The organism is Photorhabdus cinerea (assembly GCF_011189575.1).
In the GTDB taxonomy this organism is placed as follows: Bacteria; Pseudomonadota; Gammaproteobacteria; order Enterobacterales; family Enterobacteriaceae; genus Photorhabdus; species Photorhabdus cinerea.
Genome location: NZ_PUJW01000008.1, coordinates 186470 through 207125, shown reverse-complemented (window position 1 = coordinate 207125; position 20656 = coordinate 186470). Strand labels below are relative to the sequence as shown.

Sequence of the window (20656 nt, the reverse complement as noted above, 5' to 3'; positions counted from 1 at the left end):
CAATTTTAACAACCACAGGCGGCAATAACCGCCACTAACCATAGTGGTGAGCAAATATGTCTATAAATACTGAATATCAACCAATTAACTGTGACGACTATGACAACCTTGAGTTGGCTTGCCAACATCAACTCCACCTGCACATAAAGTTGCGGGGTGGTGAAGTTATTGAAGGAAAAGCCTGTGATTTGGTTTTAAAGAAAAAAGTTGAATACCTGATAATCGAAACAGAAGACAACCCCCGTGAATTACGGTTGGATTATATTGCTAGTTTTAGTAACCCTAAAATTGGTACTGTTATTATTGAACACTCCGAATCCTGAATACAAAATAGAGCCGCCAAAGGCGGCTTAACTTTTTATTTTAACAGCGTTTTATTCCAGTTAATTGTCAATATTTCCTGCCCTTCTGCTACTTCGCTTTCTTTAGTGACAAAAATACCCAATGCAGCCATCAATTGTTCATTGTAATAAAGCAATGGAATTCGCTCTCTAAGCCACGGAGCAACTCCAAACTCCTGCCACAATTTTTTACTGTGCCGAGAGTGTTGACGGCCCACAATACTCATCATTCCTTGAACACCAAAACGGATAGTCACCCGCTCATTATCAGTTGGAGCCCTGACTTTAATACCGCAATCAGAAATATTCAGTTTTCCTAAGCTATCCGGTAATACCAAAGTGTTGCAAATATCCCATTCAAGAATAATATCTCTCAAAGGTTGTAATTGAGGAACTAGCCAAAGTTTTTGCTTATAACGGCGTACATCATGCTGACCAAATTGTAACCGTGGTTCAGCATCAATACGGGCAATAGCCACCTCATACCAAAGTCTATGAAGCTGCTCTCGCGAAGGCATTTTCATGCCATGATAACCAAACCAACGACGCAACAAAGCATTTCGTTTTGCTTCTGAATACCCATCCAAAGGCGAAATAGCCAAAGCACCATCCTGAGTTATCAATTTTTTTAGCGATTCATTCAATAACTCATCAAGAAGCAGCTCTTGCTCACCACATAAATTTGCACTACGTGCAACAGACTGTGGAAAATGCGGCCAGCGTTGATTCAGTAACGGCATAATATGTAAGCGCAGAAAATTTCGATCATAGCGATCATCTTGATTACTGTCGTCTTCAATCCAAGTTAGACAGTGTTCACTGGCATATATTTCTAGTTCATCCCGGCTATAACCAAGTAACGGACGTAGCAATAATGTATCTGCAAATACGGCAATTGAAGGCATAGAAGCAAGACCAGCCGGCCCACTACCACGCTTTAATGCCAATAAAAAAGTTTCTGCCTGATCATCAAGATGCTGGGCTGTTACCAGAATTTCATCTTTTTGTAATTCACGCTTGAATACCTGATATCGGGCATCACGGGCAGTAGCTTCAATACCCTTTTGGCGCGCATCTATCGTTACTCTTTCAGAAAAAAATTCAACCTGCCAGTCATCACAGATCTGTTGGCAATGTTTAACCCACTGATCTGCTTTTATGTTTAAACCATGGTGAATATGGATTGCTCTTAGTTGAACATCCTGATTGTACTGATTACGCCAATTAACCAGCAAATGAAGCAAAACTGAGGAGTCTAACCCACCACTGAACCCAACCAAGATTTTCTTATGTTTACCAAGCTGCTTAGCCAAAGTGACAAATAGCCGCTCATCAATGTTTGTCATTACAGATTCAAGAATCCCTTAGCTTGTAACAATTTGAATTGATTATCATTAAGAATAAAAAATGGCAAAAAAGCAGAAACAGTAAGGGATAAAGGTGACTGAAATTCATCACTTGCATCCCTTATTAAATAGTTAATTCAGATATCAAGAATAACCATATTGCATCAGACGCTGATATCGGCGCTTGATCAATTCTTCAGAGGCCAAATGATCAAGATCGGCCAGATCAATCAACAATTGAGCCTTCAACGATACTGATACTGCTTCGTAATCACGATGCGCACCACCTAATGGTTCCTGGATCACAGTATCGATTAATTCCAGCTCTTTCAAACGAGGGGCGGTAATCCCCATCGCTTCCGCCGCAAGTGGTGCTTTTTCTGCACTTTTCCACAAAATTGAAGCGCAGCCTTCCGGAGAGATAACAGAATAGGTGCTGTATTGCAGCATATTCACTTTATCACCAACGCCAATCGCCAACGCACCACCGGAACCGCCTTCACCAATTACAGTACAAATAACAGGCACAGACAGACGGGACATTTCAAGAAGGTTGCGAGCAATAGCCTCAGACTGACCACGTTCTTCTGCACCAACACCCGGATATGCGCCTGGAGTATCAATGAAAGTGATAATTGGCAGTTTAAAACGTTCTGCCATTTCCATCAGACGTAAAGCCTTACGGTAGCCTTCTGGCGCTGGCATACCGAAATTACGACGAATTTTTTCTTTAGTTTCACGGCCTTTTTGATGACCAATAATCATCACAGGTCGCCCATCAATACGAGCCAGACCACCAACAATCGCTTTGTCATCAGCATAAGCGCGATCACCCGCTAACTCTTCAAAATCAGTAAAAATATGCTGAATATAGTCCAACGTATACGGACGACGTGGGTGACGTGCAAGCTGAGCAATCTGCCAGGCCCCTAAATCTGAAAAGATTTTGCGAGTCAGTTCCAGACTCTTTTCCCGCAAACGTTGTACTTCTTCATCCAGATTTATATCTAATTTTTCATCTTGACGGCTAACTGCGGTTAGCGAATCAATTTTCGCTTCCAGCTCGGCAATCGGCTGTTCAAATTCAAGAAAATTCAGACTCATAACATTCCTATTTTAGTCAAATTCTAATTCTACCTGCTCATTACCCAGCAGAGTTCGCAGATCTGTCAGAAGGTTATCCGTTGGTGTTACCCTCCACGTCGCGCCAAATCTTAAACGGGCGCGGGCGTCTTCCCTCTGGTAATAAAGATGAACCGGTATCGTACCTGAACGATATGGTTCCAGTGTGCCACGAAGACGGCTTAACAATTGATTATCAATTTGCCTGTCCGACAGCGAGATAGCAAGCCCACGCGCATATTTTTCACGTGCTTCACTGATATCCATTAATTCACGTGCTGTCATTTTAAGACCGCCATTGAAGTCATCAAAGCTGACCTGCCCCGTAGCTATCAATATTCGGTCCTGTTCCAGCAAATGCCGGTGTCTTTCTAGGGCATCGGAAAATAACATAACTTCCAGGCGACCTGAACGATCATCCAATGTACAAAGACCAATCCGGTTACCTCGCTTGGTTATAATCACTTTGGATGCCAGTACCAAACCTACCACAGTTGTTACTTGACCACGCGGTGTCGGATTTACATCCTTTAACCGCAGCCCATTAGTATAGCGCTCAATTTCTTTTAAATAACGGGTGATCGGGTGCCCAGTTAAATAGAGCCCCAGCGTTTCTCGTTCACCATCAAGAACTACCTGTTCTGTCCATTGGGAAACATTGGCATAAGAGCGTTCAACTTCTTCTGGCGCTTCTGCCAACACGCCAAACATATCAGTCTGACCAATGGCCTCTGCTTTGGCATGTTGATCTGCCGCCTTCAAGGCATCTTCCAAAGAAGACATCAAAGCTGCGCGGTGCGGCCCCAGGCGATCAAATGCCCCTGACATGATCAGTTTTTCCATCACCCGGCGATTTAATTTCTTGGTATCAACACGAGCACATAAATCAAACAGTTCTCTAAAATAACCGTCTTTCTTTCTGGCTTCGATGATCGCTTCAATCGGGCCTTCACCTACCCCTTTAATCGCACCGATACCATATACGATCTCCCCGTCATCATTAACGTGGAAATGATACAGGCCGCTGTTAATATCGGGTGGTAAAATTTTCAGCCCCATACGCCAGCATTCATCAATCAATCCAACGACTTTTTCTGTATTATCCATATCAGCAGTCATTACCGCAGCCATAAATTCAGCCGGATAATGTGCTTTCAGCCATAAAGTCTGATAAGAAACCAGTGCATACGCAGCAGAGTGAGATTTATTAAATCCATAACCGGCAAACTTCTCTACCAAATCAAAGATTTTCATTGCCAACTCGCCATCAATACCGAGTTTTTTAGCTCCTTCCTCAAATACGGAACGCTGCTTAGCCATCTCCTCCGGCTTCTTCTTGCCCATTGCCCGACGGAGCATATCTGCACCACCGAGAGTATATCCCGCCAGCACCTGAGCAATTTGCATCACTTGTTCCTGATAAAGGATTATGCCGTAAGTTGGCTCCAATACAGGCTGTAAAGATTCGTGCTGCCACTGTATATCTGGGTATGAGATCTCTTCCCGGCCATGTTTGCGATCAATGAAGTTATCAACCATGCCTGATTGCAAAGGACCTGGACGAAACAGTGCCACAAGCGCAATCATATCTTCGAAACAGTCGGGGCGCAGACGTTTGATAAGATCCTTCATACCACGAGATTCAAGCTGGAATACCGCTGTTGTTTCAGCCCGTTGCAGCATATCGAAACTTTTGGTGTCATTTAGTGGAATCGCAGTGATATCAATCAGCTCCAGACCTTTCTTCGCTCTGCCTGCGTTGATCATCTCTAACGCCCAGTTGATGATAGTCAGCGTCCTCAATCCGAGGAAGTCGAATTTCACCAACCCAGCATATTCCACATCATTTTTATCAAACTGAGTAACCGGATTCAAACCTTCCGGATCGCAGTAGAGAGGAGAGAAATCAGTGATCTTAGTTGGGGCAATAACTACCCCACCCGCGTGTTTCCCTGCGTTACGGGTGACACCTTCCAATTTACGCGCCATATCTATCAGCGCTTTAACTTCTTCATCCGATTCATAGAATTCGGGAAGTTGTGGCTCTGCGATAAATGCTTTTTCCAGGGTCATTCCCGGATCAAGCGGTATTAATTTAGAAATTCTGTCAACAAACCCATATGGATGCCCCAGCACACGACCAACATCACGAATTACGGCTTTCGCAGCCATCGTACCAAATGTGATGATCTGGGATACAGCATCACGACCATATATATCAGCCACATGATCAATCACCAGATCACGTTTTTCCATGCAGAAATCGACGTCAAAATCAGGCATGGAAACACGTTCGGGGTTAAGGAACCGTTCAAACAGCAGGTCAAACTCCAAAGGATCGAGATCGGTTATTTTCAGGGCATAAGCCACTAAAGAGCCCGCACCGGAACCACGCCCTGGACCAACAGGAACACCATTGTCTTTTGACCACTGAATAAATTCCATCACGATCAGGAAGTAGCCAGGGAATCCCATCTGGTTGATAACCCGAAGCTCAACATCAAGTCGCTCATCATATTCAGGGCGTTTTTCTGCCCGTACTTCAGGCTCTGGATAGAGAAATTCCAAGCGCTCTTCCAACCCTTGTTTAGATTTCTCGACCAGATAATCTTCAGTGCTCATTTCTCCTGTCGGAAATTGTGGCAGGAAATATTCACCAAGACGGATAGTGACATTACAACGTTTAGCAATTTCTACACTATTTTCCAGCGCCTCAGGAATATCAGAGAATAGCTCACACATTTCATGTTCACTACGCAAATATTGCTGAGGACTGTAATTTCTTGGGCGTTTGGGATCAGCTAATGTATAACCATCATGAATCGCTACACGGATTTCATGCGCATCGAAATCTTCTTTATCGATGAAGCAAACATCATTAGTCGCAACAACAGGTAGACTCTTTTCTGTTGCCAATGCAACCGCTGCATGAAGATAATTTTCTTCATCTGCACGACCAGTACGGATCAGTTCTAGATAATAGCAGTCAGGGAAATGCTCCTGATAAAACTCAAGGCATTGGTCCACCATGACCCGATTACCACGTAACAGGAATTTGCCCACATCCCCCATACGGCCACCAGAGAGCAGGATCAGCCCTTCTTTACGGTTTATCAGCCATTCCTGTTTAATTGTTGGACCAGCAGCACCATATCCCTGCTGATAAGCCTCTGATATCAGTAAAGTCAGATTATGATAACCAGTATTATTACGGGCAAGAATGGTTAAGTAAGCATATTCATCCCCGAGCAGCTCACTTTCCATATAAAAATCAGCACCAATAATCGGTTTTATCCCAGCCCCATGAGCACTACCATAAAATCTCACCAGCCCACATAGGTTAGTAAAATCAGTGATCGCAAAAGTCGGCATGCCTAACTGAGCAACTTTTTTAACTAAAGGGCCAGTTTTAGCTAAGCCATCAATCATTGAATAGTCGCTATGGACACGTAAGTGTACAAAACGGGGGTCAGCCATGTGTTTGTCCAGATGATTAAGTGATTGTGCTTTACATCAATTTGAAGAATAACTGTATCCAGTTAACAAGCTTACTTAAAGACCAATTGCTCTTTTAACCGGTGCAAAACTTTTACGGTGATGTTTTGTCGCTCCCAGCAGAGCCAACTTTTCTAAATGAAAAGCGGTTGGATAACCTTTGTGCTTAGCAAACCCATATTCAGGAAACAATCGATCGAGTTCAACCATTTCCCGATCCCTAGTCACTTTCGCAACAATAGAAGCTGCACTAATTTCAGCAACCAATCCATCTCCTTTTATAACCGCTTGTGCAGGCATTGGTAATTTAGGGCAACGATTACCATCAATCAGCACATATTCAGGAGAAATAGACAAGCCAGCCACAGCTCTTTGCATTGCAAGCATGGTTGCATGCAAGATATTTAATTGATCAATTTCTTCCGGCTCTGCACGCCCCAAGCTCCAGCTCAACGCTTTTTCTATGATTTCCAGATACAACTCTTCACGGCGTTTTTCACTGAGTTTTTTAGAATCAGCTAACCCAGCAATCGGGCGAAATGGATCTAAAATAACAGCCGCAGTCACAACCGCACCGACTAATGGGCCTCGGCCAACTTCATCAACTCCGGCAATCAGATTCGCCGGAGGGTATATAAATTCCATCATTTTCCTGCTAATTCTAGTACAGCCTGTGCAGCTTGCTCATCAGCATTACAACGAATGCTTTCGTGCAGATGTAAAAATGTCTGTTTCAGTGCTTCAACTTTTTCACTACCTTGTAGTAACGGCAACAATTCATCTGCAAGTTTCTGTGGCTGACATTTTTCCTGCAATAATTCTTTGACCAGCTCTTTACCAGATAACAAGTTAGGTAATGAAACATAAGGTGTTTTTACAAGGTGTTTTGCCAGCCAGAAAGTAAATGGCTTCATCCGGTAACCCACTACCATTGGGCATTTTGCCAGCATACATTCCAAAGCAGCTGTTCCAGATGCCAAAAGTGCAGCATTACTTGCAATCATGATTTCCCGCGCTTTGCCATCCACAAGATGAACATTCAAATCTGGCGCAGTTTCCTGTTTAATTCTCTCAAATTGTTCACGCCGTTTAGCATTCACCAGTGGCACAAGCACATGCAAACCTGGGATTTTTTGCCGTAATAACTGAGCAGTTTTAAGAAAATCAGCACTTAGCATCTCAACTTCAGAATGGCGGCTCCCCGGCAACAAAGCCAGGCAAATAGATTCTTGTGGGATTCCTAGTAGCTCACGTGCTGCTGCTCTATCTGGTTTTAATGGCATAGTATCTGCCATTGTATGTCCAATAAACCGGCAAGGAACATTAAATTTATCGTAAAACGCTTTTTCAAAAGGCAAGAAGGCTAAAACCATATCTGTAGCTTTACCAATTTTGAAAACACGTTTCTGGCGCCAGGCCCATACCGATGGACTGACATAATGAATGGTACGGATGCCCCGCTGTTTTAACCGGCCTTCCAAAGTAATATTAAAATCCGGCGCATCAATACCGACAAACACATCAGGTTTCAGCTCAGTGAAACGGGTTGTCAGATCCTTACGTATCTTCAGCAAACGAGGCAAACGCTCAAGAACTTCGACAATCCCCATTACAGCCAGTTCTTCCATCTCATACCAAGCTTCACAACCTTCAGCTTGCATAAGAGGACCTGCAACGCCAACAAAACGCGCATTGGGCACTTTGGTTTTTAATGCACGGATTAAACCTGCTCCAAGGATATCACCGGAGGTTTCTCCGGCGATTAATCCAATAGTCAGCGGACGCAGACTATCAACAGAAGAAATGGTAGCCAAAGGAGTATCCTTCATCTACTTAACGGATAATACCGCGGGTAGAACTTACCAGAAAATCACTGAAGATTTTTACATGCTGATTGTCTTCAGCCAACTCAGCAATTTCCCGCTGTGCTTCTTCTAAAGTTTTTCCATTACGATACAACAACTTATATGCATTTCTGATTGCATGTAGTGATTCTTTATCAAAACCACGGCGCTTCAGACCTTCGACATTAATGCCAAAAGGTGTTGCATGGTTACCCTGAGCGATAACATATGGCGGAATATCCTGTACCACACCGGAACAACCACCCACCATGGCATGAGAACCAATCTGGCAGAACTGATGAATCGCACTCATACCACCGATGATGACATAATCTCCCAGAATAACATGACCACCCAAAGTACCATTGTTAGCAATGACACAGCGATCACCAACAATGCAGTCATGAGCAATATGGGCATTAATCATCAGCAAATTATCATTGCCGATTTTCGTTAAACCGCCACCCTGAACTGTTCCACGATGGATGGTTACATTTTCGCGGATACGATTACGATCACCAATTTCAACCTTGGTTGGTTCACCGTGATATTTCAGATCCTGATTCATCTCCCCAACAGAGGCAAACTGAAAGATCTGGTTATCACGGCCAATTTTGGTTATTCCATTGACAACAACATGAGATTTCAGCTCTGTACCTTCGCCAATCTCAACCTGAGAACCGATGCAACAAAATGGGCCAATACGAACATTGGCACCAATTATCGCGCCATCTTCCACAATAGCGCTGGAATGTATATAAGCGGTTTCATCAATCATAGATTAGACCTCACGACGGCGAGCACACATCATTTCTGCTTCGCAAACCACTTCTCCATCGACTTTTGCCACGCCTCTACAGCGAGCAACCCCGCGACGTTCTTTAAGAAACTCTACTTCTAATATCATTTGATCCCCTGGCACTACCGGACGTTTAAAACGGGCACCATCAATAGCAGCAAAGTAATAGAGTTCATCCGACCCTAGTTTGCCTGCACTCTTAAATGCCAAAATTCCAGTGGCCTGCGCCATAGCTTCAAGGATCAAAACGCCTGGGAAAATCGGTTTGCCCGGGAAATGCCCCTGAAAGAAGGGTTCATTAAAAGATACGTTTTTGACTGCACGTAAGGATTTACCTTCCTCAAAATCAAGAACGCGATCCACCAATAAAAACGGATAACGATGCGGAAGCAAATCCAAAATTTCTTCAATGTGCAGAGTATGATTTTCACTCATCTAAATACTCTTCCTGTCTAAAAAGGACTAATGGTATTAACGACACGGCCCGCTTAAACCCCAAATCCAGAGTTCCCAGGCAGGCCGCAAAAATAAAACACAACCAAAAAATACAGTGTAATTACTCGTTTTTGCCTTCCAGCTTACGCTCCACTGACTTAAGACGCTTATTCATTTCGTTGATGTTCATGACTAAAGCTGATGTCTTACGCCAAACTTTATTTGGTTGTGCCGGAATGCCAGAAGAGTATACACCAGGTTCAGTGATTGGGCGCATTACCATGCTCATTCCCGTGATTGTCACCTTATCACAGATTTCCATATGTCCATTAATGACACTAGCACCACCAATCATACAATAACGACCAATTTTCAGGCTACCAGCCATGATCACGCCGCCAGCAACTGCCGTGTTATCTCCAATGATAACGTTATGAGCAATTTGGCATTGGTTATCGATAATGACACCATTGCCAATAACGGTATTATCCAGAGCCCCCCGGTCAATAGTCGTACAGGCACCAATCTCAACTCGGTCGCCAATTATAACTGAACCTAATTGAGGAATTTTAACCCAATTACCACTATCATTTGCATAACCAAAGCCATCAGACCCAATAACTGCCCCTGACTGAACCAAACACTGTTCACCAATTTCAATATCGTGATAAACAGAGACATTCGCCCAGAGACGACTTCCCGCGCCAATATGAGTATTTTTACCAATAAAACAACCAGCACCAATCACAACATTGTCACCAAGAACAACATCAGATTCGATAACAGCATTAGCCCCAACAGAAACATTCTTACCTAGTGTTACTTGAGGTGAAATCACCGCCGAAGGGTGAATATCTTGTGCAGGAGCCGGTGTTGTATCCATAATCTGAGCCATATAGGCATATGCCAGATAAGGATTGGTAACAACCAGTGCAGGAACATTGCAATAAGGGAGATCTGACTCATGAAGAACTACAGCCGCCGCCTGGCATTCACCTAAACGCTCACGGTAACGGCTATCAGACAAAAAAGTGATTTGCTCGTTATTAGCCGAATACATTGGAGCAATACCAGTGATGACGATATCGCCATCACCATGTAATTGCGCATTCAACTGCTGAGCTAAATCAGCCAATCGAATTGAAGACATCTATTATTTAACCTGTTTCAAGACATCTGCGGTAATATCTTTACCGGATACTGAATAAGCAACCACATTCGCATTAATTACGACGTCATAGCCTTCTTTAGCTGCAACTACTTTGATTGCGTCCTGAATGCGGCCCAGAATTTTATTACTTTCTTCCATATGACGACGGCGGTTATCTTGTTCAAAAGCTTGAGCTTTTTTCCCAAATTCTTCACGCTTAGCCATAACGTCTTTTTCCAGATTAGTTCGCTCGCTGGATTTCATAGTAGAACCATCGCGTTGTAACTTCTGGATTTTGGTCTGCAAGTCAGCTTCCATACGTTGCAGTTCAGATGCGCGGCTTTTGAACTCATTTTCCAACTGCTTCTCAACAGCTTCACGGGCCGGCAACTGCTGAAAAATCTCACCGACATTTACAACGGCAATTTTGTCTGCTGCCTGAGCACCAACAGAGAAAGCTAATGCAATACCAAGGCTCACTGCACACAACAATTTCTTCACTATAAACTCCTTAAACCACGCTATCTGTAACATCTTGGAAGATTTAGCTAATGCCCTGAAACCAGCAATTCCAGAACTTGCCTTATCAATAATAAGATAAAAACGCATTATCACCAGGTTTTGCCAATATTAAATTGGAATTGCTCTGATCTATCACCTTCGTAGTCTTTAATCGGCTTAGCATAAGAGAATACCAACGGACCCAAAGGAGACATCCATTGCAATGCAATACCCGTCGAAACGCGGATATTACCTGGTTTACTGTAATCGGGTATACCCCTGTTTTTCATCGTCGCAGACTCACTCCAGTTGGTATCCCAAACCGTACCTGAATCAATAAAGAATGAAGTCCGGACAGAGTTCGAATATTTACCATCGAGGAATGGCGTTGGCGTGATTAACTCAAGGCTAGCCACTGCCATCGCATTCCCGCCTACAGCATCGCGGGATGGACTGTCTTTCTTAGGATCATCGATTCCTTTCATATAAACCGCTTTAGGACCGATATTGTTGGAACGGAAACCACGAACAGTACTGGAGCCACCGGCATAAAAGTTTTCATAGAACGGTAACTCTTTACCGCCTAATCCATCACCATAACCTAAACGACCGCGGCCTAAAATCACCCAAGTATGAGCATCATTAATCGGGTAGTACGCAGAGGTATCAAGGGTAACTTTATAAAATTCGTTATCCGAACCAGGGATAGTCACTTTACCATTCAGAGTCGATTTCACACCGGAGGTCGGGAAGAAACCACGGTCAAGATTATTATATGTCCAGCCCATAGTCAGAACAAAGTCATCTGCTTTGAACTCAGCCTTATTTTCATAACCTGGTTTTTCACCCATAGAATTCAGATAGCGCCACATTGCTGCCTGCGGGAGCATATCAGACAGAGAGTTATGAACATAGCCCAGCCCAAAATTCAGAGAGTTATTTTCATTCACCGGGAAGCCAAGAAAACCATTTAAGCCATAAGTTTTATTGGTATAACCGGACAAGTCAGCATCATCAGCTCTAAAATCATTGTAGAACACCCGACCACCGAGACTGACACCATTAACAGTGAAATAGGGATCAGTGAAAGAGAGTTCTGCATAGGTTGAATAATCGTTCTTGCTAGCATTAATCCCAACGGAGTTACCCGTACCCAACCAGTTATCCTGCTGAGCACCAATCTGGAAACTAACGCCACTTTCAGTACCAAAACCAACACCAAAGTTCAGGGAACCCGTATTACGCTCTTTAACTTTATAAACAATATCTACCTGATCAGGACTGCCCGGTATACGTTGAGTTTCAACATCTACAGTTTCGAAATAGCCCAAACGGTTAAGACGCTCTTTGCCCAATTCAACCAGATCACTCCCCAACCATGCACCTTCCATCTGACGCATTTCACGACGCAAAACAGAGTCTTTGCTGGTGTCATTACCTGAGAAACGAATTTTACGGACATAGAAACGGTTACCTGCATCAATGTTGACATGCAATTTTACGGTTTTGTCTTGGTCATTGATTTCAGGTTGAGTCATCACTCGTGGGTAAGCATAACCATAACGGCCAAGCAGATTTTTGATTTCACTTTCCATTTTAGTTACCTGGGTCCCGTTATATAAGGACCCAGGCTCAATGGTAGCCAGTTTAGTAATTTCTGACTGGTAACCCACCATATTACCGTTCAAGTCAATACCAGATATTTTGTACTGGTCACCCTCAGTAATATTCAACGTGACATAAATACCTTTTTTATCTGGCGTCAAACTGACCTGAGTCGAATCAATGTTGAAACGAGCATAACCGCGATCAAGATAAAAACTACGTAGTGCCTCAAGGTCACCGGCCAGCTTTTGTTTCTGATATTTCTGATCAGCGGTCAAGTTCCACCACGGCACACTATCCCTAAGTTGGAAACGATTCAATAGCTCATCAGAAGAAAATGATTTATTACCAACGATGTTAATCTGCTGAATTTTTGCAGACATGCCTTCGGCGAAAACCAATTTTAAATCGACGCGGTTACGTGGAAGTGGTGTCACAACAGCTTTTACACTGGCATTGTATTTCCCCACGCTGTAATAGAAATCTTCCAGCCCTTTTTCGATATTGGACAGCATCGTGCGGTCAAGAGCTTCACCGACCCGAACATGAGATACTTCAAGGTTTTGTTTCAGCATGTCATCTTTCACCGATTTATTCCCGGAGAAAGTAATGCTGGCAATCGTCGGCCGCTCTTTTACCTGAACAATAAGTGTATTGCCATCACGCAGGACACGAACGTCTTCAAAGTTACCAGTAGCAAATAGCGCATGAATGGTACGACCAATATCTTCATCGCTGACCGTATCACCTACGCGAACTGGCATATTCAATAATGCTGCGCCTACGGCGACGCGCTGAAGACCTTCAAAGTGAATATCCTGAACTACGAATCCGTTTGCACCGTATGCAGTGGCGCTGCCGAACAGCAGCGACGCTATGAGTAACTTTTTCATCGCCATCGTTGTAATGCGTCTTCCTAACCAGTCTTCCGCTCAGAAGCGGGAGAAATCATTGAAAAGTGCAAGCCCCATCAATAACACCAGTAACATGGTACCAATGCGATAGCTGAAGTCTTGTACACGCTCGGAAACTGGCCCACCTTTTATCTTTTCGATAATCAGAAAAAGCAAGTGTCCACCATCTAACACAGGTAATGGGAGCAAATTAATGATCCCAAGATTGACACTTATCAGCGCCAAAAACATCAGATAATACACCAAGCCTGAATCAGCCGACACCCCCGCCCCTTTGGCGATAGAGATAGGCCCACTCAGGTTGTTGATTTTCACATCACCAACGATCAGCTTGCCAATCATACTGACAGTTAGCCGCATCAGTTGCCAGGTCTTATCGCCTGCCTGATAAATGGCAGAGAAAGGCCCATATTGCTGAACTATTTTATATTCGTCTGCCAACGGTATAATTCGCAGTTCCACACCGGCAAAACCCACCTCTTTACCACCAGTCTGCCGTCGCGCTTCCGGTGTCATTGAGAGAGAAATAATATGACCAGCCCGCTCTACTGAAAGTTCCAGTGGAACATTAGGATTATTGCTGACAAAGGATGTAAAAGTATGCCAAGCATCTATTTCCTGACCGTTGACTTTAACTATTCGGTCCCCCTTTTGTAAACCCGCTTTTTCTGCTGCGGTACCAAGAGTAACCTTATCCACCAGAGAATCCAATCGGGGGCTGACAGGCATAATCCCTAATGATACCACTGGGTCTTGCTTATCAGGATTAAAGCTCCATTGCCGCAAATCCAGAATTTTCTCTACCGGGTGCGATGAGCCTGGAGGTATCGCCTGAACAGTAATGTTGTCATCACCTATCTTACCAACCAGAGCAAAGCGAACTGAATTCCAGTCAGGCGTTTCGATACCATCTATGGCTTTTAGTTCCATTCCTGACGAAATATTTGCTTGGGCAGCAATAGAATCAGGTTTGATATCTGCAATGATTGGACGTATTGCTGGTACACCAATAATAAATACCAGCCAATAAGCCACAATCGCGAGTAGAAAGTTAGCAATAGGCCCTGCACTAACAACCGCAGCGCGCTGACTAATAGTTTTATTATTAAATGCCATATGTCGGCGTTCAGGAGAAACAGGTGAAACACGCTCATCGAGCATTTTCACATATCCCCCCAAGGGAATAAGGGCTATGACATATTCAGTTCCCTGACGATCTGTACACCGCCACAACGCTTTGCCAAAACCAATGGAAAAACGTTCAACATGAATACCACACTTTCTAGCTACCCAGAAATGACCGAACTCATGCACAGTGATCAATATACCTAACGCGATAATAAAAGCCGCCAGATTCCAGAGAATTCCCATCATATTCCTTTAAATGCCGTCAAATAGAGAGATCAAGATACCAGCAACATTAGGCCGGCAAAGACAGGGATCGCAGCAGTCAAGCTGTCGATACGATCCATGATACCACCATGTCCAGGAATTAGCTGACTGCTGTCTTTAATACCAGATTCACGTTTGAACATACTCTCTGTCAAATCACCAAATACTGAGGCGATAACAACAATTGCAGAACACAACATGAGTTTTTCAGGCATTGCGGGCACTGGAGCATATTTACTGAACAACCATGAAATAATAGCCGCAGTAACTAAACCACCAATTAACCCTTCCAGCGTTTTTCCCGGAGAAACTTTTGGCGCCATCTTGTGTTTACCTAAAGTACGCCCGAATAGATAAGCACCAGAGTCGGCACCCCACACTAGCAACATGACATACAATAGCCACCATGCACCGTGAGATGAATTATCATCATATCCCAGACCCCGTAAGACCATCATTCCACAGTAAAACGGGACTAATGTCAGGCCACCAAATAAAAGACGCAATAAAATGGATCTTTTCCAGATTGCAGCGGAAGAAGGATAAGTAATAACCAGAAAGGTGGCAACAATCCACCATATCATCCCCATCCATAAAATAAAGGTGATTTGCTGCTGTTTAATCAAATCAGTGAAACTTGGCAGGGTATATTGTAATGCCAGTAAACCTATCGCAAATAGAGCAGCCAAGATAACCCGTTTCTTTTGGCTAAATAAACCAGCAAATTGCCCCCATTCCCATGCAGCAAGGACTGTTACAGCAATAATGACCAACCCAAACGCTGTTGGCGGCAACCAAAACAAAGCTGCAATTACAAGAGGGATTAATATCACAGCCGTTATAAGACGGTACTTTAGCAAGAGTTCCTCCTATGATCCCGCATTGGCATCGTCTGGTATTGTTCCGCCAAATCGGCGTTCTCTTTTGGCAAAGGCATTAATTGCACCTTCAAAAACTGTTTCATCAAAATCAGGCCAGAGTATATCGGTAAAATAGAATTCTGCATAAGCTATCTGCCATAACAGAAAATTACTTATACGATGTTCACCCCCGGTTCTGATTACCAAATCAACCTGAGACTGCTGGCTCAGGTTAATATAATTATTAACTAATTCTTCAGTAATATCCTGTGGTTCAAGCAAATTATCCTTAACCTGCTGAGTAATTTTCTGAACACTTTGAACTATATCCCAACGACCACCATAATTTGCAGCAATATTAAGTTGCAAGCCTGAATTATCAGCAGTTAGTTTAACTGAGCGACGAATGCGCTCCTGTAAACGCTCACTGAACCGGCTGATATCGCCAATAATAGACAATTTGATATTATGTTTATGTAAGCTTTTGATTTCACTGTCTAGTGCAAAAATAAACAATTCCATTAGAGAACTAACTTCTTGTTCTGGCCGGTTCCAGTTTTCACTACTAAAAGCGTACAGAGTCAACGATTCGATTTTGTGCTTAGCAGCGAAACTCACCGCACTCCGTACTGCCTTAATCCCTGCACGATGACCAAAGACTCTTAATTTCCCACGTTTCTTTGCCCAACGTCCGTTACCATCCATAATAATAGCAACGTGCTTAGGTAATAATGACGACAAATCGTTCTGATGATCACTGGCTAATATCACTCAATTAATCCTTTACTAGTCGGAGTAATTCTCTTACAAATGCAGGCATTCAAATATAAAAAAGCCGTGTCTGGCATCACGGCCTGAGTAACAACCTGATTATCTGGAAGATAACTCTGCAAAATTTGAACTGTTAATTATATCAGCCAATAGTTATACAGAAACTATACCATCAGGTAAAAATGCGAACAAATATCCCCTTTATCCATCAGCAATACTACCTGACAAATGAACTGATAGTTTTTGTAGCCAAATCTCTTGCGAGCTTATCAATCTGTAAGACTTCTTCAATGCTCTGAGGTTCCGGTAAATCTAGTTTTTCTACAACCTGACGATTGATAATTGCTATATCTGTGAAAGAGATTCCACTTTGTAAAAAAACCTTAACGACTTCTTCATTTGCTGCATTCAGTGCCGTAGTTGCAGCCTGACCTTCGTGACATGCTTCAATAGCCAACTTCAGGCATGGATATCGTTCATAATCTGGTTTCGAAAAAGTCAGTGTACCTAAAGAACAAAAATCAAGAGGCTTCACACCAGAAGAAATACGATTTGGGTATGCCATTGCATAGGAGATAGGCGTACACATATCCGGGGTTCCCAATTGAGCAATAACGCTGCCATCCAGATAACGAACCATAGAATGAATGACAGATTGGGGGTGAATCACCACTTCCATTTCGGCAGCAGACGCATTGAACAAACAACACGCTTCAATGTATTCCAAACCTTTATTCATCATTGTCGCGGAATCTACAGAAATTTTGCGTCCCATCGACCAATTCGGATGAGCACAGGCTTGAGCTGGTGTGACAAATGGCAACTGCTCCAAAGGCGTATGGCGAAAAGGCCCGCCAGACCCCGTTAGAATAATACTAGCAATACCGTGTTGTTTCAGCTCCTTGCTCCCAAGGTTCTGTTGTATTACCTCTGGTAAACTCTGGAAAATAGCATTATGCTCGCTGTCAATGGGTAACAATTGAGCATTATGTTTAATCACAGCATCCATAAAAAACCGGCCACTGGTGATCAACGATTCTTTATTAGCAAGTAAAATCTGTTTGCCCGCCCGGATAGCGGCCAAGGTTGGCAATAAACCAGCAACCCCAACAATCGCAGACATTACCTGATCAACATCATTCAAAGCAGCCAAATCACACACAGCCTGTTCCCCGAAAAGTACTTCGGTTTTACAACCTTGTTCAATCAGTAACTGACTAAGCTCTTTTGCAGAAGCTTCATCTATCATTGCAGCATATTGAGGCTGAAATTCCAGACATTGCTCAGCCATAACCTGAATATTCTTCCCAGCAACCAGTGCCGTGACTTCGAATTTATCAGGATTATTGCGAACTACAGTAAGTGTACTTCTGCCTACTGAACCTGTGGAACCAAGGATGGTCAACCTTTTCATACTGACGCTCTGAATTGTTCTGTTTGATATGTGTTAATACTTGTCTGATTTGTCTGGCTTAGAATATCCATGACTTCAGAGAAATGCCGGATAAAAAATAGCGCCGCACGATAGCGACGCTTGGTCTATCTCATGAAAGAGATTAGAACTCCATCAGTTCTTCTTCTTTCTTGGCTAAAGCTTCATCAACTTTTTTAATGAAATTATCAGTCAGCTTCTGAATTTCATCCTGTGCACGACGCTCATCATCTTCGCTAATTTCTTTGTCTTTCAGCAAAGCTTTGATTTTGTCATTCGCATCACGGCGAATATTACGGACAGAAACACGCCCCTGTTCAGCTTCGCCACGCACAACCTTAATCAGATCCTTACGACGCTCTTCTGTCAGTGCCGGTAAAGGAACACGAATAATTGTACCCGCAGAAGATGGGTTCAGACCCAAATCAGAAGCCATGATTGCCTTTTCAATCGCCGGAGTCATAGAACGGTCAAATACCGTGATAGCCAGGGTACGTGCATCCTCAGCGGTGACGTTAGCAATCTGACGCAGTGGTGTTGGTGCACCATAATACTCAACAGTGATACCATCCAGCAGACTTGGAGAAGCACGGCCAGTACGAACCTTGCTGATTTGGTTTTTAAGTGCTTCGACGCTTTTTTCCATACGGTCTTGTGCGTCTTTTTTGATTTCATTAATCACGTTACAAACCCTTGGGAACTGGTTGTTTTTCAAGCCATAAGTCATTATGACCATGTATTGTTAAATTTGGCATATCAGGCGACTCATCATACCGCCAAACATCTCTGGTGTCTCTGAACATTATTCGTAAGCAATCAGAGTGCCTTCATTTTCACCCATCACCACACGACGCAACGCACCAGGTTTATTCATATTGAATACGCGAATAGGTAAGCTATGATCACGAGCCAGAGTAAATGCCGCCAAATCCATGACTTTTAATTCACGCTCTAATACCTGCTGATAAGACAACTTATCGAACAATATTGCTTCTGAATCCTTCGCCGGATCAGCCGAGTAAACACCATCTACTTTGGTTGCTTTTAGCACAACATCCGCCTCGATCTCGATACCACGCAAACAGGCTGCAGAATCTGTAGTAAAGAACGGATTGCCAGTACCCGCAGAGAAAATAACAACACGGCCATGACGTAACAAGCTAATCGCTTCCGCCCAACTATAGTTATCGCAAACGCCATTTAAAGGAATAGCAGACATTAGACGGGCGTTCACATAGGCGCGGTGTAATGCATCCCGCATTGCCAGACCATTCATCACTGTTGCCAACATGCCCATGTGGTCGCCCACTACACGGTTCATTCCTGCTTCTGCCAAACCAGCGCCACGAAACAGGTTACCGCCGCCAATAACGACACCAACCTGTATGCCTAGCTCAACCAGCTCTTTGATTTCCTGAGCCATGCGGTCTAAGACGCTGGCATCTATACCAAAACCTTCTGCACCTTGCAGGGCTTCGCCGCTGAGCTTAAGCAGGATACGCTGATATACGGGTTTTGCATTGGTTGCCATGGTGTTCTGTCCTAAGCAGAAAGAAAAAAGTATATTGGGGATTTACATACATCCGGGTCACTCTGACCAGATGCAAAAACTCAATGCCTACTGGGATAGGCAGTTTAGATTGGATAAAACAGAACCGCCATTTGGCGGCTCCGTTTATGAAAATTAAGACTGTTTGCTCATTGCAGCAACTTCCGCTGCAAAGTCAGCCTCAACTTTCTCAATACCTTCACCAACTTCATAACGGATGAAATTAGTGACTTTAGCATTGTTTTCTTTCAGCAGATCGCCAACCGTTTTGCTTGGGTCCATAACGAAATTCTGACCTGTCAGAGAGATCTCGCCAGTGAATTTATTCATTCGGCCAGAAACCATTTTCTCTGCGATTTCGCGTGGTTTACCTGACTGCATTGCGATATCCAGCTGGATTTGGTGCTCACGCTCAACAACATCAGCAGGTACATCACTTGGATTAACATATTCTGGTTTGCTTGCAGCAATGTGCATAGCCACATGCTTAATCAGCTCTTCATTAGCGCCTTCAGCCGCAACCAGAACACCGATACGTGCGCCATGCAGGTAAGTACCCAATTGTTCACTTTCTAATACAGAAACGCGACGAATATTGATGTTTTCACCGATTTTAGCAACCAGAGCAGTACGCTGTTCTTCAAATTTAGCTTTCAGAGTTTCAACGTCAGAGATTTTATCAGCCAGTACGGCTGCCATAACTTCTTTACCGAAAGCGATGAAGCCTGCATCTTTAGCAACAAAATCAGTTTCACAGTTCAGCTCAACCAAAGCGCCGAATTTACCTTCAGCAGCCACTTCTGCCAGGATGATACCTTCAGCAGCAACACGGCCAGCTTTCTTAGCTGCCTTCGCCTGACCTGATTTACGCATGTTATCAATGGCTAACTCGATGTCACCATTAGCTTCAACCAGCGCTTTTTTACATTCCATCATACCTGCGCCAGTACGCTCACGCAGTTCTTTTACCAAAGCAGCGGTAATTCCAGACATTTGTTTTATTCCTCGATGTATCCCGCGGGACAATAGTATTCCACATGGATAGTTCTTATATCAGATACGTAAAAGGGGGCCATAACAGGCCCCCCTAACCAATATAT

General features: G+C 43.6%; 18 protein-coding genes. 1 reads left to right on the top strand and 17 read right to left on the bottom strand.

Translation table 11 applies throughout. The annotated features are described in order from the left end of the window. Positions 1-56: 56 nt before the first annotated feature. Complete coding sequence (rof, locus tag C5469_RS10005; RefSeq protein ID WP_166305599.1) at positions 57-323, top strand: Rho-binding antiterminator; 267 nt, start codon at positions 57-59, stop codon at positions 321-323. 35 nt (positions 324-358) lie between these two features. Here rof and tilS read toward each other — a convergent pair whose 3' ends face one another. The 17 genes from tilS to tsf all read right to left on the bottom strand — a co-directional run bounded on the left by tilS (position 359) and on the right by tsf (position 20549). Next, entirely contained in the window at positions 359-1687 is a 1329-nt protein-coding gene (gene tilS, locus C5469_RS10000) for a tRNA lysidine(34) synthetase TilS (RefSeq protein ID WP_166305597.1), read from the bottom strand. A gap of 144 nt (positions 1688-1831) precedes the next feature. After that, positions 1832-2791, bottom strand: a complete 960-nt coding sequence (accA, locus tag C5469_RS09995; protein ID WP_166305594.1) for an acetyl-CoA carboxylase carboxyl transferase subunit alpha — start codon at positions 2789-2791, stop codon at positions 1832-1834. A gap of 12 nt (positions 2792-2803) precedes the next feature. Continuing rightward, a complete protein-coding gene (dnaE, locus tag C5469_RS09990; RefSeq protein ID WP_166305591.1) occupies positions 2804-6286 on the bottom strand; it encodes a DNA polymerase III subunit alpha in 3483 nt (1160 codons plus the stop codon). 75 nt (positions 6287-6361) lie between these two features. Continuing rightward, on the bottom strand, positions 6362-6952 hold the full coding sequence (gene rnhB, locus C5469_RS09985; RefSeq protein ID WP_166305588.1) for a ribonuclease HII: 591 nt from the start codon (positions 6950-6952) through the stop codon (positions 6362-6364). After that, complete coding sequence (lpxB, locus tag C5469_RS09980; protein WP_166305585.1) at positions 6949-8133, bottom strand: lipid-A-disaccharide synthase; 1185 nt, start codon at positions 8131-8133, stop codon at positions 6949-6951. The genes rnhB and lpxB overlap by 4 nt, the downstream gene beginning before the upstream one ends. Positions 8134-8137: 4 nt before the next feature. Further along, positions 8138-8926, bottom strand: a complete 789-nt coding sequence (lpxA, locus tag C5469_RS09975) for an acyl-ACP--UDP-N-acetylglucosamine O-acyltransferase (protein WP_166305582.1) — start codon at positions 8924-8926, stop codon at positions 8138-8140. Positions 8927-8929: 3 nt separating this feature from the next. Further along, positions 8930-9382, bottom strand: coding sequence for a 3-hydroxyacyl-ACP dehydratase FabZ (fabZ, locus tag C5469_RS09970; RefSeq protein WP_054479447.1), 453 nt, complete (start codon positions 9380-9382; stop codon positions 8930-8932). A 121-nt stretch (positions 9383-9503) separates the two neighbouring features. After that, positions 9504-10532 carry a UDP-3-O-(3-hydroxymyristoyl)glucosamine N-acyltransferase gene (gene lpxD, locus C5469_RS09965; protein WP_166305579.1) on the bottom strand — a complete coding sequence of 343 codons (1029 nt, stop codon included), beginning with the start codon at positions 10530-10532 and terminating at the stop codon, positions 9504-9506. Between the two features lie 3 nt (positions 10533-10535). Continuing rightward, a complete protein-coding gene (skp, locus tag C5469_RS09960) occupies positions 10536-11033 on the bottom strand; it encodes a molecular chaperone Skp (RefSeq protein WP_166305576.1) in 498 nt (165 codons plus the stop codon). Positions 11034-11143: 110 nt separating this feature from the next. After that, positions 11144-13537, bottom strand: coding sequence for an outer membrane protein assembly factor BamA (gene bamA, locus C5469_RS09955; protein WP_166305573.1), 2394 nt, complete (start codon positions 13535-13537; stop codon positions 11144-11146). Positions 13538-13570: 33 nt separating this feature from the next. Further along, positions 13571-14926: a sigma E protease regulator RseP gene (rseP, locus tag C5469_RS09950; RefSeq protein WP_166305570.1), complete on the bottom strand. Its 1356-nt coding sequence runs from the start codon at positions 14924-14926 to the stop codon at positions 13571-13573. A 29-nt stretch (positions 14927-14955) separates the two neighbouring features. Beyond that, positions 14956-15804 (bottom strand): phosphatidate cytidylyltransferase, encoded by an 849-nt coding sequence (gene cdsA, locus C5469_RS09945; RefSeq protein WP_166305567.1) that lies wholly within the window; start codon positions 15802-15804, stop codon positions 14956-14958. Between the two features lie 9 nt (positions 15805-15813). Then, the gene (ispU, locus tag C5469_RS09940; RefSeq protein ID WP_242689431.1) at positions 15814-16509 is read right to left on the bottom strand and encodes a (2E,6E)-farnesyl-diphosphate-specific ditrans,polycis-undecaprenyl-diphosphate synthase; all 696 of its coding nucleotides are present in this window, start codon (positions 16507-16509) and stop codon (positions 15814-15816) included. A 283-nt stretch (positions 16510-16792) separates the two neighbouring features. After that, entirely contained in the window at positions 16793-17989 is a 1197-nt protein-coding gene (gene ispC / locus C5469_RS09935) for a 1-deoxy-D-xylulose-5-phosphate reductoisomerase (protein ID WP_166305561.1), read from the bottom strand. Positions 17990-18131: 142 nt separating this feature from the next. Continuing rightward, positions 18132-18689 (bottom strand): ribosome recycling factor, encoded by a 558-nt coding sequence (frr, locus tag C5469_RS09930; RefSeq protein WP_054479461.1) that lies wholly within the window; start codon positions 18687-18689, stop codon positions 18132-18134. 120 nt (positions 18690-18809) lie between these two features. Further along, the gene (gene pyrH / locus C5469_RS09925; protein ID WP_166305558.1) at positions 18810-19538 is read right to left on the bottom strand and encodes a UMP kinase; all 729 of its coding nucleotides are present in this window, start codon (positions 19536-19538) and stop codon (positions 18810-18812) included. A gap of 153 nt (positions 19539-19691) precedes the next feature. Continuing rightward, positions 19692-20549 carry a translation elongation factor Ts gene (gene tsf, locus C5469_RS09920; RefSeq protein WP_166305555.1) on the bottom strand — a complete coding sequence of 286 codons (858 nt, stop codon included), beginning with the start codon at positions 20547-20549 and terminating at the stop codon, positions 19692-19694. Positions 20550-20656 lie beyond the last annotated feature (107 nt).

What these genes read in the sequence shown, in the direction of transcription:
- rof (WP_166305599.1), top strand. Translation starts at nt 57, where the DNA reads ATGTCTATAAATACTGAATATCAACCAATTAACTGTGACGACTATGAC.
- tilS (WP_166305597.1), bottom strand. Translation starts at nt 1,687, where the DNA reads ATGACAAACATTGATGAGCGGCTATTTGTCACTTTGGCTAAGCAGCTT.
- accA (WP_166305594.1), bottom strand. Translation starts at nt 2,791, where the DNA reads ATGAGTCTGAATTTTCTTGAATTTGAACAGCCGATTGCCGAGCTGGAA.
- dnaE (WP_166305591.1), bottom strand. Translation starts at nt 6,286, where the DNA reads ATGGCTGACCCCCGTTTTGTACACTTACGTGTCCATAGCGACTATTCA.
- rnhB (WP_166305588.1), bottom strand. Translation starts at nt 6,952, where the DNA reads ATGATGGAATTTATATACCCTCCGGCGAATCTGATTGCCGGAGTTGAT.
- lpxB (WP_166305585.1), bottom strand. Translation starts at nt 8,133, where the DNA reads ATGAAGGATACTCCTTTGGCTACCATTTCTTCTGTTGATAGTCTGCGT.
- lpxA (WP_166305582.1), bottom strand. Translation starts at nt 8,926, where the DNA reads ATGATTGATGAAACCGCTTATATACATTCCAGCGCTATTGTGGAAGAT.
- fabZ (WP_054479447.1), bottom strand. Translation starts at nt 9,382, where the DNA reads ATGAGTGAAAATCATACTCTGCACATTGAAGAAATTTTGGATTTGCTT.
- lpxD (WP_166305579.1), bottom strand. Translation starts at nt 10,532, where the DNA reads ATGTCTTCAATTCGATTGGCTGATTTAGCTCAGCAGTTGAATGCGCAA.
- bamA (WP_166305573.1), bottom strand. Translation starts at nt 13,537, where the DNA reads ATGGCGATGAAAAAGTTACTCATAGCGTCGCTGCTGTTCGGCAGCGCC.
- rseP (WP_166305570.1), bottom strand. Translation starts at nt 14,926, where the DNA reads ATGATGGGAATTCTCTGGAATCTGGCGGCTTTTATTATCGCGTTAGGT.
- ispU (WP_242689431.1), bottom strand. Translation starts at nt 16,509, where the DNA reads ATGGATGGTAACGGACGTTGGGCAAAGAAACGTGGGAAATTAAGAGTC.
- ispC (WP_166305561.1), bottom strand. Translation starts at nt 17,989, where the DNA reads ATGAAAAGGTTGACCATCCTTGGTTCCACAGGTTCAGTAGGCAGAAGT.
- pyrH (WP_166305558.1), bottom strand. Translation starts at nt 19,538, where the DNA reads ATGGCAACCAATGCAAAACCCGTATATCAGCGTATCCTGCTTAAGCTC.
- tsf (WP_166305555.1), bottom strand. Translation starts at nt 20,549, where the DNA reads ATGTCTGGAATTACCGCTGCTTTGGTAAAAGAACTGCGTGAGCGTACT.